The 11,888-nt window shown below is 61.1% G+C and carries 10 protein-coding genes; 5 read left to right on the forward strand and 5 right to left on the reverse strand.

Going from position 1 to position 11,888, the window contains the following annotated elements; translation table 11 throughout:
* The first annotated feature begins 36 nt into the window (after positions 1 to 36).
* A complete protein-coding gene (locus IG616_RS14335; protein ID WP_192148850.1) occupies positions 37 to 729 on the forward strand; it encodes a DUF4336 domain-containing protein in 693 nt (230 codons plus the stop codon).
* 30 nt (positions 730 to 759) lie between these two features.
* Here the strand turns inward: IG616_RS14335 and IG616_RS14340 are convergent, their stop codons facing one another.
* The 4 genes from IG616_RS14340 to IG616_RS23155 form a co-directional block, all read right to left on the reverse strand.
* Positions 760 to 2,286 (reverse strand): Ppx/GppA phosphatase family protein, encoded by a 1,527-nt coding sequence (locus tag IG616_RS14340; RefSeq protein ID WP_192148851.1) that lies wholly within the window; start codon positions 2,284 to 2,286, stop codon positions 760 to 762.
* Complete coding sequence (locus IG616_RS14345; protein WP_192148996.1) at positions 2,286 to 4,409, reverse strand: RNA degradosome polyphosphate kinase; 2,124 nt, start codon at positions 4,407 to 4,409, stop codon at positions 2,286 to 2,288. Before IG616_RS14345 ends, IG616_RS14340 begins: the two co-directional genes overlap by 1 nt.
* 211 nt (positions 4,410 to 4,620) lie before the next feature.
* On the reverse strand, positions 4,621 to 5,295 hold the full coding sequence (locus tag IG616_RS23150) for an HdaA/DnaA family protein (RefSeq protein ID WP_246476248.1): 675 nt from the start codon (positions 5,293 to 5,295) through the stop codon (positions 4,621 to 4,623).
* A 9-nt stretch (positions 5,296 to 5,304) separates the two neighbouring features.
* Complete coding sequence (locus tag IG616_RS23155) at positions 5,305 to 6,390, reverse strand: AI-2E family transporter (RefSeq protein ID WP_246476249.1); 1,086 nt, start codon at positions 6,388 to 6,390, stop codon at positions 5,305 to 5,307.
* A gap of 287 nt (positions 6,391 to 6,677) precedes the next feature.
* Here IG616_RS23155 and purM point away from each other — a divergent pair, with 287 nt between their 5' ends.
* Together purM and purN are read left to right on the forward strand one after the other, a co-directional pair.
* Positions 6,678 to 7,760, forward strand: coding sequence for a phosphoribosylformylglycinamidine cyclo-ligase (gene purM, locus IG616_RS14355; protein WP_192148852.1), 1,083 nt, complete (start codon positions 6,678 to 6,680; stop codon positions 7,758 to 7,760).
* Positions 7,757 to 8,413 (forward strand): phosphoribosylglycinamide formyltransferase, encoded by a 657-nt coding sequence (gene purN, locus IG616_RS14360; protein ID WP_192148853.1) that lies wholly within the window; start codon positions 7,757 to 7,759, stop codon positions 8,411 to 8,413. The genes purM and purN overlap by 4 nt, the downstream gene beginning before the upstream one ends.
* Positions 8,414 to 8,446: 33 nt before the next feature.
* Here purN and IG616_RS14365 read toward each other — a convergent pair whose 3' ends face one another.
* On the reverse strand, positions 8,447 to 9,358 hold the full coding sequence (locus IG616_RS14365; protein WP_192148854.1) for a LysR family transcriptional regulator: 912 nt from the start codon (positions 9,356 to 9,358) through the stop codon (positions 8,447 to 8,449).
* Positions 9,359 to 9,593: 235 nt separating this feature from the next.
* Between IG616_RS14365 and IG616_RS14370 the strand changes: the two genes are divergently transcribed.
* The gene (locus IG616_RS14370) at positions 9,594 to 10,877 is read left to right on the forward strand and encodes a TRAP transporter large permease (RefSeq protein WP_192148855.1); all 1,284 of its coding nucleotides are present in this window, start codon (positions 9,594 to 9,596) and stop codon (positions 10,875 to 10,877) included.
* 22 nt (positions 10,878 to 10,899) lie between these two features.
* Positions 10,900 to 11,871 carry a TRAP transporter substrate-binding protein gene (locus tag IG616_RS14375; protein ID WP_192148856.1) on the forward strand — a complete coding sequence of 324 codons (972 nt, stop codon included), beginning with the start codon at positions 10,900 to 10,902 and terminating at the stop codon, positions 11,869 to 11,871.
* Positions 11,872 to 11,888: the final 17 nt, after the last annotated feature.

Genomic DNA, 11,888 nt, shown 5'->3' on the forward strand with positions numbered 1-11,888 from the left:
AATTTATACATATGTAAATATTTATGGGTGACCGGAATGCTAAAAGAGTTCGGCCCGAATATATGGATTACGGACGGGCCAACGATCGCGGCAGCTGCCGGATTTCACTACCCAACCCGCATGGCCGTTGTCAGGTTGACCAACAACGATCTGGTTATCTGGTCGCCAACCGCGCTTACGGGCGGTCTACGCACCGAAGTCGAGATGCTGGGCAAAGTGCACTATCTGGTTCCTCCCAATTCCCTCCATCACACATTCCTTGGCGATTGGGTGCACGCATATCCTGACGCCAAGGTCTACGCTCCGCCTGGATTGCCAGAAATACGCAAGGATATCAGGTTTGACGGCCAATTCGGCGATAGTCCGATCGCAGCTTGGGCAGGAGAGATTGACCACGCGGTCATGTGGGGCAATCGGATCACAACCGAAGTCGCCTTCTTTCACCGCCAGAGCAGGACCGCGATTTTCACTGATTTGATACAACAATTCCCGCGCGGGTGGTTCAAAGGCTGGCGGGCGGTTGTGGCCTGGCTGGACCTGATGACAGCAGCAGAACCTACGGTGCCACGAAAATTCCGGGTCGCCTTCACCGACCGCCACGCTGCGCGAAAATCTCTCAGGCATATTTTCGCGTGGCCTGCGGAAAAGGTGATCATAGCACACGGCCCGCCTATCACTTATGACGGACAAGCGTTTCTACGCCGGGCGTTTCGCTGGTTGACCAACTAAGGTTACAATTCGCCCTTGATTGCCGCCCCCTCACGCCGGCAGAATGGCGATCATGCCTTTGGTGCCGAGGAGTTTCGCCAGTTGGGCGAAACGTTTGCGGATCCGTTCGCCGTCGAGCGGCGCAAGGCTGGCAGGAAGGCGCAGGAGAACCACCTCGTCATCTGCCAGCACCGATGTCTGCGGCAGGACACCGGCAATCGAGGCGCTGAGGACCGAGGCGACCCTGAGGGCTGCGCCCAGAATCCGCGCGCGCTCACGCAGCCGGTCCGTCGAAAGCGCCCGGATCGCAGGGGACAGTGCCCCTTCGCCCAGGCCCTGGTGGCGGTAGAAAACGGCAGCTGCCAGATAGGCGCGGCCCGGGTGATCGACGCCGACAAATGTGGCGTTGGCGATGATGTTCAGGCTCTGCTCGCCCCGGTAATCGGGATGGGCGCGCCAGCCGAGATCCGACAGAAGACAGGCCGCATGGCGCAGGCGCCGCTCTCCGTCCGTCTCGTCAATCTTCAGCTCGCGGAAGATGCTGTCGGTCCAGGCAATCAGCTCCTCGGCATGCTCCGGTGAGCGGGCGCGCAGAATTGCCAGTTCACGGGCAGCTTCCACCACCGGGTCCTGGTTCTGGATTTCCGGCGGCAGGTTCTCGTGCAGCAAACCTTCGCGCACACCGGCAGCCGACAGCACCACCTTGTCCGCGTTCATACCGCGCAGAACCGCATCCATGACCACCGCCCCGAAGGGCAGCAAGGGGCGGCGCTGCTTGGAAATGGCATTGGCAAATTCCAGGCTGTCCACGCCGCGCTCCATAAGGAGGCGGCAAAAATCCAGCGCTTCGGAGGCTGGCATCTCGTAATTGTGCATCACATGCATCGGATAGCCATGCATGGTCATGTGCATGCGGGCCAGCGAGCGCCAGGTTCCGCCGACGGCGTAGAAATTCCGTTGTCCGGGTTCCAGCTCCGGCCAGGCGTAATTGGCCAGGCTGTCTTCGGCGATCTTCCGCGCCTTCAGAACCTTGCCGTCGGACTCTTCCTGAAGCCTCAGGCCACCGAGGGGAAAGGTCTGGCCGCCATGGGGCGTCTGGCTGTCCACCTTGACCAGTTCGAGGCTGCCGCCGCCCATGTCGCCGACAATGCCGCTCGGCTTCCAAACGCCGGCAATCACCCCGAGCGCCGAATAATAGGCTTCCTCACCGCCGTCCAGAATGCGCACCGGCACATCCAGGATCGCCTCGACCTCACGTACAAACTGGGGGCCGTTGGAGGCGTCGCGTGCCGCCGCCGTTGCAATCACATAAAGGCTCTCGATGCCGATGTGATCGCAGAGGGAGCGGAACCGTCTCAGAGCCGTCAGCGCCATGGCGACCGAAGCTTCCGCCAGCTTGCCGGTTGCGGCAACACCCCGGCCCAGCCCGGCGAGAACCTTCTCGTTGAACAGGGTTGTCGGCGTGCGCGAGCGGCGCTCATAGACCACAAGACGGACGGAGTTGGAACCGATGTCGATGACGGCGATGGGACCAGAGCCATTCAGACGGCCGCGGGCGGGGGGAAGCTTTCCTCCCATCAGGCCGATCCCGGCCGCTGAACGAAGGGCCGCGGGCGGCTGCTCTTGAGGGATTTGCCGCGTCCGGAGAGTGAGGGATTTGTCATGAAGTACTGATGGGCATTGAAGGGTTCTTCATTGGCAGCCGGCGAAACACGCTGATGGCTGCCGTCGGACAGGATCCTCCAGCTCTGCTGGTTGTCCTTCAGGTTCGCGACCATGATCTGATCCAGCACCTGCTCATGCACGGTCGGCGTCAGAAGCGGCACCAGCACTTCCACACGCCGGTCGATGTTGCGCGGCATCATGTCGGCGGAGCCGATATAGACATGGGCTTCGGGAGACGGAAGACCGTGGCCATTGCCGAAACAGAAAATGCGGCTGTGCTCCAGGAACCGGCCGACGATGGACTTGACCCGGATGTTCTCCGACAGACCCGGAATACCCGGACGCAGGCAGCAGATGCCGCGGATGATCAGATCCACCTGCACGCCGGCCTGGCTGGCCCGGTAAAGGCTGTCGATGATCTGCTGGTCAACCAGCGAGTTCATCTTCATCCAGATCTGCGCCGGGCGCCCGGCCTTGGCATGGGCGATCTCGGCTTCCGTCAGCTCCAGCATGCGCGATCGCAGGTTCACGGGCGACACGGCCAGCTGCTTCAACTCGCCCGGACGGGCATAGCCTGTGATGTAGTTGAAGATGCGCGCGGCTTCCTGGGCAATGCCCGGATCATCCGTGAAGAAGGACAGATCCTCATAGATGCGCGCCGTGATCGGGTGATAGTTGCCCGTTCCGATGTGGCAATAGGTCTTCAGCTCACCATGCTCGCGGCGGACCACCATAGAGAGCTTGGAATGGGTCTTCAGCTCGATGAAGCCGAAGACGACCTGCACCCCTGCCCGCTCCAGATCCCGCGCCCACATGATGTTAGCAGCCTCGTCGAACCGGGCCTTCAGTTCCACAAGGGCGGTCACGGACTTGCCGGCTTCGGCGGCCTCGGCCAGGGCCTTAACGATGGGCGAATTGTTGGACGTACGGTAAAGCGTCTGCTTGATCGCCACCACATCTGGATCCTGAGCGGCCTGGCGCAGGTACTGCACCACCACGTCAAAGGATTCATAGGGGTGATGAACGACAATGTCCTTCTGCCGGATGGCCGCGAAGCAATCCCCGCCATGCTCGCGGATACGCTCCGGGAAGCGAGCGGTATAAGGCTCGAACTTCAGATCGCTGCGCTCCAGATCCACCAGCTGCGACAGGTTGTTGAGCGCCAGAAGGCCATCGGCCAGGAAGATTTCCTTGTCCCGCACCGCCAGCGCCTGAGCCACGAACTCCAGCAGGGACGGCGGTGTCGTGTCCTGAATCTCGAGACGGATCACGGAGCCCCGCCGCCGCCGCTTCAGCGCGCTTTCGAACAGGCGGACCAGGTCTTCGGCTTCTTCCTCAATTTCCAGATCGCTGTCGCGGATAACGCGGAACGCGCCCTTGCCTCTAATTTCATAGCCTGGGAACAGGCGCCCGATGAACAGGCTCACCACCCGTTCGATGGCGATAAAGCGGGTCGCGCCTTCCGCGCTGTCCGGCAGCCGGACAAACCGTTCCACCTGACCGGGAATTCTCAAAAGCGCGATCATACCCCGCCCGCCAGCGACAGGCGCCAGATCGAAAACGATCGAGAAGCCGAGGTTGGGAATGAAGGGGAACGGATGGGCCGGATCAATGGCCAGGGGCGTCAGAACCGGGAAGATATAGGAAAGGAAATGGTCTTCGAGCCAGTTCAGGTCTTCCGGCGTCAAGGCCTTGGCGTCGAGGATATTGATGCCCTTGTCGGAAATTTCGCCGCGCAGTTCGCGCCAGATCGACTGCTGGGAGGCTTGCAGGCGGCGGACCGCTTCCGAAACCTTTTCCAGCTGCTCGGTCGGCGTCAGGCCGTCGTCGGAAAGGTTCGTCACTTCCGCACGCTGCTGGCCGCGAAGGCCCGCCACGCGCACCATGAAGAATTCATCGAGGTTGTTGGCCGAGATGGACAGGAACCGCAACCGCTCCAGGATCGGATGGTTGTAGTTCATCGCCTCTTCAAGAACCCGGTGATTGAACTGAAGCCATGAGACTTCCCGGTTGATGAACCGGGCCGGAGACTCCATCAACCCTTCGGCGCTTGGGATCACTTCCGGCGCAAGAGCTGCGGAGGTTCCGTTGGAAGTCTCCACAGGCTGGGACAGATCGACGTTCTCGTTCACCCCGGTCTCCTCAGTGGCAGGCGGCCTTAAGGCCGTTTGTCCGTCTGGACCTTCGTTCTAGCGCGCCGGAGCGGCAAGGCCCAGAAGCCAGGCGCCACCGAATGGCACGCGCCGGTCAGTTATACACTGTTTCCAATACCCGCCCGGCCAACGGACGGGTGATCTTGACACGTCCAGCCAGCGCTTCCCGGTCAAGCCGCTCCACCACCTGGCAGGCAACGCCAAGCGAGCGCTCCATGCGCACCACCAGATACTCCACCACGGAAGGCTCCACCGCCAGCTGCCGGTCGGCAAAGAGCTTCACCAGCACCTGGCGCAGGAGATCGTCATCAGGCTCCTCAATCTCCACCGGCGTCGCCGCTCTCAGGCGCGACATCAGGTCCGGCAGGCGGAGGTTCCAGGAGGCAGGCCAGGTGCGGCTCGTGATCAGCACGCGGACATCCGCCTGGCGGGCAGCATTCAGGAGATGAAACAAGGCTGTCTCGTTGATACCGTTGTGGGCATCCTCAACCGCAACGGCCCCCGCAGCGACGAGAGCTTCGACATAGCCTTCGGTCAGATCGGCTGCCGCGATGACCGCGGCGCCCGTGTCCTGCCGCCAGGCTTCGACCAGATGGCTCTTGCCGGAGCCCACAGGCCCAGCCAGCATGATGACGGGGGATGGCCAATCGGGCCAGCGCTCAAGCAGCTCGTAGGCCGCCCGGTTGGATCTGCCGACCAGATAATCTTCCCGTCCCAGCGCCTGCTCATGCGGCAGGTCCAGAGGCAACTGGCGAGGTGTCTCCGCCATGATACGCGCCTATTCCTCAGGGGCCGCCGAAATGCGGCCTGTTCCGGTGTACAACGAGCTCGCTAGGTACTGCCTTAGGGCAAAGCGTGCAAGCACGCCGATCATGGCGGCTGCGGGAACGGCGATCAACATCCCCACAAATCCAAAGAGATATCCAAAGGCAAACAGCGCGAACATGAGAACCACCGGGTGAAGGCCCGTGCTTTCGCCCACCAGCTTCGGCTGGAACACATTGCCTTCCAGGAACTGGCCAACCGCAAAGACCAGTGCGACCGCCGCAATCATGGTCCAATCCGGCCAGAACTGCACCAGTGCGACGCCCATGGACACGATAAATCCAAGGCTGGCCCCGACAAATGGGATAAAACTGACGAGGCCTGCGCCAATGCCGATCAGCAGACCGAAATTCAAGCCGGTGAGCGCAAGGCCAATGGCGTAGAAAAGCCCAAGCAGAAAGCAGACTGACACCTGCCCGCGAACAAACCCGGCGACAGCCCCATCCATCTCGCGAGCCAGTTCCCGGATCTGGTTCACATGCGGGCGGGGCAGCCAGCTGTCGATGCGGGCGACCATGTTGTCCCAGTCGAGCAGCAGATAAAACGCGACCACGGGGGTCACGACGAGAAGGGAGAGCGCCGAGACCAGTGCCTGTCCGCCGCTCCAGACCGACTGCATCAGCTCCCCGATCCAGGACGCACCCTGCTTGATGATATCGCCCATCGAAGACTGGAGATCGCCGATCTGGAAACCCGTCAGGTGCGAAATCCGTTCGCCGATGTTGCTGGACAGCAGCCCCTGCAGCTTGTTTACCAACTCCGGCAGCTTCTGCAGGAAGCCGGACAGCTGATTGCCCAGAACCGGCAGCAGCAGAATGAAGAACAAGACCAGCAGCGCGACAAATACCAGCAGGATCGTGAGCGTCGCCCAAAGACGGCTCATGCCGAACTTCTCCAACCGGTCACAGACAGGGTCCAGCAGATAGGCCACGGCCATCCCGGCCACGAAAGGCAGCAGGACCTGTGAAAAGACCATCAAAAACGCAATGAATGCGATCAGCGAAATGGCCCAGAACTGCAGCTGGCGGCGTAGGGTCATGACAGGCTCGGAGCTCCGGTTCGACATCCGGGGCGGACGGCCGCCCCTCTCCCTCTGCACTTAGGGAGACCCCGGGGGGAAGGTCAAGCCCGCAAGGCATGCTCGGCGCTGCTTCGCCTGTCCGCCCCGTCCGCACCCACTGACAGCGGTTTGCGGAAAAAGGCTAGCAAACCCCTGCTTAAAGACGTGTCCAAAGCGCGCTGAAAGCGGGCCTCCCTCTTGTTTTCCGGAGCGCCAGCCTGTATGCGCGGGCACACAGACAGATGCACGGCAACCGGAGAGCCGCCATGAGCCAATCCACGCCCTCGGGACAAAATGGTCTGACCTACGCTGCCGCAGGCGTCGACATTGACGCAGGCAACGAACTGGTCCAACGGATCAAGCCGCTGGTCAAGGCGACCCGCCGTCCGGGCGCAGACAGCGACATCGGCGGTTTCGGCGGCCTGTTTGATCTCAAGGGCGCTGGTTTCAAGGATCCGATCCTGGTCGCAGCCAATGACGGCGTCGGCACCAAGCTGAAGATCGCCATCGACACCAAGCAGCACCGCACGGTCGGCATCGACCTCGTTGCCATGTGCGTGAACGATCTGGTGGTTCAGGGCGCCGAGCCGCTCTTCTTCCTCGATTATTTCGCCTGTGGCGCGCTGGACGTGGACACCGCGACCGATGTGGTCGCCGGTATTGCCGATGGCTGCAAGCTGGCAGGCTGCGCCCTGATCGGCGGCGAAACGGCAGAGATGCCGGGCATGTATGCCAAGGAAGACTACGACCTCGGCGGTTTCTCCGTCGGTGCTGTCGAGCGCGGAGAAATCCTGCCGCGCCGGGATATTGGCGAAGGCGACGTCCTTCTCGGCCTCTCCTCCTCCGGCGTTCACTCCAACGGTTATTCGCTGGTGCGCAAGATCGTCGAGCTGTCGGGCCTGTCCTTCGAAGCAGATGCGCCCTTCGAGCCGGGCAAGAGCCTCGGCGAAGCGCTGATGACCCCGACCCGGATCTACGTGAAGCCGCTTCTGGCTGCCATCAAGGCAACCACCGGCATCAAGGCGCTGGCCCACATCACCGGCGGCGGCCTGCCGGAGAACCTGCCGCGCGTGCTTCCGGATGACTGCTCCGCCCGTATCGACCTCAACACCATCAAGGCCCCTGCCGTCTTCAAGTGGCTGGCTCAGGCTGGCGGCGTGGCCGAAAAGGAAATGCTCAGAACCTTCAACTGCGGCGTCGGTATGGTTGTTGTCGTCGCGGCCGAAGAAGCCGATAAGGTCGCTGAGATCCTGACCGGGGAAGGTGAAACCGTGTTCCGCATCGGCACCATGACCAAGGCGGGCGAAGCACGCGTGGCGTTCGAAGGCTCGCTGGGCTTTTCCGCATGACCCAGCGCAAGAAGGTCGCCGTTCTGATCTCCGGCCGGGGCAGCAACATGCTGTCCCTGATTTCCGCAGCTCAAGACCCTGCCTTTCCTGCCGAAATCGCTCTTGTCGTTTCCAACAATCCGGATGCTGGCGGCCTTGAGCGCGCTGCCGGTTTCGGCATTGAAACCGCGGTCCTCGACCATCGTAACTACAAGGGAAACCGGGAAGCCTTTGAGCGGGACATGGATGCACTCCTGCGTTCCCGTGGAATCGAGTTGATCGCCCTTGCCGGTTTCATGCGCCTGCTCACCCCCTTCCTGGTCAATGCCTGGAAGAACCGGATGATCAACATCCACCCCGCCCTGCTGCCCTCCTTCAAAGGGCTGCACACCCATGAGCGGGCATTGGAGACCGGCGTCCGACTCCATGGGGCAACGGTGCATTTCGTCTCCGCCGAAATGGATGACGGCCCGATCATCATCCAGGGGGCTGTCCCTGTTCTCGACAGCGATACGCCCGAGAGCCTCGGTGCGCGCGTGCTGACCGTCGAACACAAGATCTATCCGAGAGCCCTGGCCCTTGTCGCCAGCGGCGCGGCCTCCGTTTCAGGTCACAAGGTCGTCCTCTCCAGAGAGGATGCTGACCTTGCCGGACAGACCCTGCTGGCTCCCTGAGCCGGCTGGGCACTGCCCGTCTCTCTCGTCAACTCAATACACGAAGGCCTTTGAGGCCTTGCGATAGGCATCGGCCAAAGCATCCCTGAAAAGGATAGCGCTTCGTCTCGATGGCTTGCGGGACAGCTCCAGCATCGCAAGATCCACATGGAGCGGCTTGGACAAGGGGATGATCTTCATGTCCTCCCCCGCAAAGAATGATGCCGTCATGCAGTCCACCATCGTGATCAGGCGGCTGTGGCGGGCAAGACCGATCGCAAAGGGGATCGTGAACGAGGACAGCGCCCGCCTCGGCTGAATGCCGCGCTGCTCAAGGCTCTCTTCTATCATCGAGCCCATCGGGGCATTCGGATTGTGCATCACGCTTTCATGGTTCTCCAGCTCACGGAGATCAAAGACCGTCCGGTGGGCAAGAGCATGAGTGAGCGGCACCACGGCCACCAAAGGCAGGCGCCCGATAATGGTCTGCCTGAGATCCGCCGAACTTGCTACCGTGCCGCCAAGCCCGACGTCAATGGTTCCCTCCCGAAGCGCCTCCAGCTGCGCCCGCAAGCCTCCCCCCTCCACCAGAATGTCCAGATCGGGGATCTCGTGGTAGAGACGGCCCACCGCTGTGGGCAGAATGGACATGCACAAGGCGTTTGACGCCATGATCCTAAGCGCTTCCCCAGAACCGCGGCGAATGGACTCGACGCTGGACCCAACAGTCTGGAGCCGTTCGAAAAGCCCGTTGCTGTCGTCATAGAGGCGGTGCGCCTCCCACGTGGGCTCCAGCCGCCCGCGCACATTGTCGAAAAGGTTCAGCTCCAGCTCTTTTTCGAACAGAGCCAGATGCCGGCTCACGGTCGGCTGGGAAAGCTTCAGCTTGCGCGCAGCTTCGGTCACGCTGAGCGTTTCAAAAACAGTCCGGAAGATCTGCAGCCGGTGCAGGTTGATCTTGTCCAAAGCGGCACTCCCCTGCCTAGAGAATTGCGTAGCGGCCTGACCTGTACACGCTGTTCGCCATTTCCGATGCCTTCAAATGTTCATTTTTAAGGCAGTTCCGCCAATTTGAGAGGCTCATATGAAAAATACCCTCATAAAATCAATTCATGTCATAGCTGATATGAATGGACCACGTAAATTTATTGCGTTGTGCGCAAGTCCGAAATTCTTTTGACTTCAATCAAAGGAGTTCGACATGCCCATTTTGCCGTTCACGTTTCTCTTCGCAGCGCTCTTCTCCGGAGCGGCAATCGCATATTTTGTCGGGGGCGCATCAATCCTCGCATTCATCTCCCTGGAAAAGACCCGCTACCTGGCAGCGTTGCCCCAGCGGGCAATGAGCCAGCTCGACCTTTTTGCGTTTCTGGCCATGCCGCTCTTCATCCTGACCGGCGAGCTTATGAACCGGGGCGGTGTCACCGATGCCCTGATCCGCTTTTCCATGTCGATCATGGGACGGTTCAAAGGCGGCCTCGGGCATGTAAACATCCTGACCTCTGTGTTCTTCGCAGGCATTTCCGGTTCCGCTACTGCGGATGCTGCAGCCCTTGGCAACACGCTCGTTCCCACCATGGAAAAGCAGGGCTACAGCCGGGAATATGCCACGGCCATCACTGCGGCCTCCTCGATCATCGGACCGATCATTCCACCGTCGATCATCCTGATCTTCTACGGAGCCCTCCTGAACACCTCCGTCGTCGCGCTCTTTGCTGCGGGTGTCGTTCCGGGCCTGCTGCTGGCCGCCGTGCTCATGGCCGTCAACGGCATCATCGCCCATCGCGAAGGTCATCCAGGTGGTAACAAGGCGGATATCCCGCCCTTCTTCGGCTCTCTGATCGCGGCCCTCCCGGCCCTCTCGCTGCCCGTTATCATCCTGAGTGGCGTTCTCTTCGGCTGGATGACACCGGCGGAAGCTGCGGGCGTTGCCTGCGTGGCCGCTCTTGCCGTCGGCCTGATCTATAAGCGTTTGACGCTCAAGGATGTTTACGAAGCCTGTAACCGGACAGTGATCCTGTCTGGCGCCGTTTTCATCCTGCTGGTTGCCATCGCCACCTTCGGCTACCTGACCTCTCTGGAGCATCTGCCGCAGAAGCTTGCGGAGTTTATTTCCGGTCTCGGTCTCGGCCCGGTCGAATACATGCTGGTACTGAACCTGATCCTGCTCCTGGCCGGAATGATCATGGACGTGAAAGCCGCCGTTGCCCTGCTCGGTCCGCTTCTGATCCCGCCCGCGATCGCAATGGGTGTCGACCCGGTGCATATGGGCATTCTGGTCGGCTTCAACCTGACCGTCGGCCTTCTGACCCCCCCACTGGGCGGCGTGCTGCTGATCCTGACGACGGTGGTTGACATCGGCTACTGGCGCCTTGTGCGGGCGACGCTGCCCTTCCTGATCGTCGAGCTCTTCCTGCTTGGCGCTCTGATCTTCATCCCCGAAATCTCGCTGGCCCTGCCGCGCTATCTGGGCCTTCTGGGCTAACCCTTCCAAGAGGAGAAAACCAATGAAAAGAATGATCATGGCCGCCACCGTGAGCCTGATGGCTCTGACCGCCCCGGCCTTCGCAATGGATCCGGTCGTTATTGCCTTCGCTGGCAATGAAGATCTCAAGAACGATGCCGAGTATGTCTTCATCAATGGCTTTGCAGAAAGCCTTGCCAAGCATGGTGTCGAGACCGAAATCCATCCTGCAAATTCCATGGGCAAGGAATCGGACCGCCTCGACCAGACCTCGCAAGGCCTGATCAACGTCAACGTCGGCAATGGCGGCAGCCTGTTCAAGGTGTCCGACACCGCGCGTGGTCTGTTCATCCTGTTCCTGATGTCCGACGAGGCAGACTTCGACCAGACGGTCGAACAGTCCAATGTTCTCGGCAAGATCAACGAGGAAGCGGCGTCTCACGGCGTGCGGATCGTCGGTTTCCCCATGCGTGGCGGCACGCTCGGCCTCTTTAACAACGAGAAGCCGGTCACGAAATTCGAAGACGTCAAGGACATGCGGCTGCGCGCCCAGAACGGTGATCAGCTGCAGTTCTTCGAAAGCTGGGGCGCGCGTCCGACTGTTGTCAGCTGGGCAGAAACCCCGAATGCGCTTCAGACGGGCGTTGCCGTCGGCCACCTCAATCCGCCTTCGACCGTCGTTGCAGCCGGTCAGGTCGAGCTGCTCAAGTACTTCACCCCGCTGGACGCAGGTCCGGTCCCAAAAGTCGCGATGATCTCCGACGATTGGTACCAGTCCCTGAGCGACGAGGAAAAGGGCTGGGTCGATCAGGCGACGGCAGACGGCATCGCCGCCAACCGCGCATGGGCGCAGGAACAGGCCGCCTATTTCGAGAAGGCAATCGTCGACGGCGGCATCAAAATCACGCCGCTTGAGGAAGGCGAACGCCAGAAGTTCGTTGAGGCCACCAAGTCCGTCTGGGCGAAAACCGTGCCCCAGGAAACGATCGACTTCATCAAGCCAGCCGCAAATTGAGCGAAGCCCCGTAGGAA

The sequence above is a fragment of the Roseibium litorale genome (genome assembly GCF_014842915.1).
Taxonomy (GTDB): Bacteria; Pseudomonadota; Alphaproteobacteria; order Rhizobiales; family Stappiaceae; genus Roseibium; species Roseibium litorale.

Excerpts from the sequence above, each read along its gene's own strand:
- IG616_RS14335 (WP_192148850.1), top strand. The coding sequence starts at position 37 with ATGCTAAAAGAGTTCGGCCCGAATATATGGATTACGGACGGGCCAACG.
- IG616_RS14340 (WP_192148851.1), bottom strand. The coding sequence starts at position 2,286 with ATGGGAGGAAAGCTTCCCCCCGCCCGCGGCCGTCTGAATGGCTCTGGT.
- IG616_RS14345 (WP_192148996.1), bottom strand. The coding sequence starts at position 4,409 with ATGGAGTCTCCGGCCCGGTTCATCAACCGGGAAGTCTCATGGCTTCAG.
- IG616_RS23150 (WP_246476248.1), bottom strand. The coding sequence starts at position 5,295 with ATGGCGGAGACACCTCGCCAGTTGCCTCTGGACCTGCCGCATGAGCAG.
- IG616_RS23155 (WP_246476249.1), bottom strand. The coding sequence starts at position 6,390 with ATGACCCTACGCCGCCAGCTGCAGTTCTGGGCCATTTCGCTGATCGCA.
- purM (WP_192148852.1), top strand. The coding sequence starts at position 6,678 with ATGAGCCAATCCACGCCCTCGGGACAAAATGGTCTGACCTACGCTGCC.
- purN (WP_192148853.1), top strand. The coding sequence starts at position 7,757 with ATGACCCAGCGCAAGAAGGTCGCCGTTCTGATCTCCGGCCGGGGCAGC.
- IG616_RS14370 (WP_192148855.1), top strand. The coding sequence starts at position 9,594 with ATGCCCATTTTGCCGTTCACGTTTCTCTTCGCAGCGCTCTTCTCCGGA.
- IG616_RS14375 (WP_192148856.1), top strand. The coding sequence starts at position 10,900 with ATGAAAAGAATGATCATGGCCGCCACCGTGAGCCTGATGGCTCTGACC.